Source organism: Bartonella sp. AA1HLJMS (assembly GCF_042197445.1).
GTDB lineage: Bacteria > Pseudomonadota > Alphaproteobacteria > Rhizobiales > Rhizobiaceae > Bartonella.
The window spans coordinates 1-532 of sequence record NZ_JBHIRW010000310.1; the positions used below are offsets into that span (position 1 = coordinate 1).

The following is a 532-nucleotide window of genomic DNA, read 5'->3' on the forward strand; positions in this document are numbered from 1 at the left end:
AGGCTCTTAGCTGTTTATCTGTAAACATATTTATTTCCTGCGGTTTTCGATAATTTTTTGATCTCTTTATTGATCTCGTCTATAAGAGGTTCGTAATTGAGAACGCTTTTCGGAATAGCACCACCGTAAACCCATGCTTTCACCTGCGCTTTGGTACTAAAATCCGCATTTTCTGGTGTGGTATAATACTGTCCGCCATCAAACTTTTCACACTCTCTTGTACCGTCTTCATATTCGTAGAGGTTGTAAAAATACTCCTCTGCTCCGTTCCCCCAAGGAACATAACCAACAGCTGTTGCAACAAACTCTTTTTGCATTGGTTGTTTACGCTTTTTTAAGAACAGGTCTTTTAATATTCTCATGTTTTTAGTCCATAATTTTACCAATTGGTCTATTTACCTTAAATTTGACCGTACAGGGCGCTTTATATTACAATATGTTTTCATCGTAAAATCTTTAAATCGCTTTGTACGGTACCTTTTTGTCGATTTAAATGCATGCCTAATCGTAAAATGATCAGCACTTTTCACTA

Annotated in this window: 1 protein-coding gene; it reads right to left on the bottom strand. The window is 36.5% G+C overall.

Features of this window, described 5'->3' with window-relative positions:
* Positions 1-14 precede the first annotated feature (14 nt).
* Positions 15-362, bottom strand: a complete 348-nt coding sequence (locus ACFIQE_RS11370) for a hypothetical protein (protein ID WP_375686182.1) — start codon at positions 360-362, stop codon at positions 15-17.
* Positions 363-532: the final 170 nt, after the last annotated feature.

Excerpts from the sequence above, each read along its gene's own strand:
- ACFIQE_RS11370 (WP_375686182.1), bottom strand. The coding sequence starts at position 362 with ATGAGAATATTAAAAGACCTGTTCTTAAAAAAGCGTAAACAACCAATG.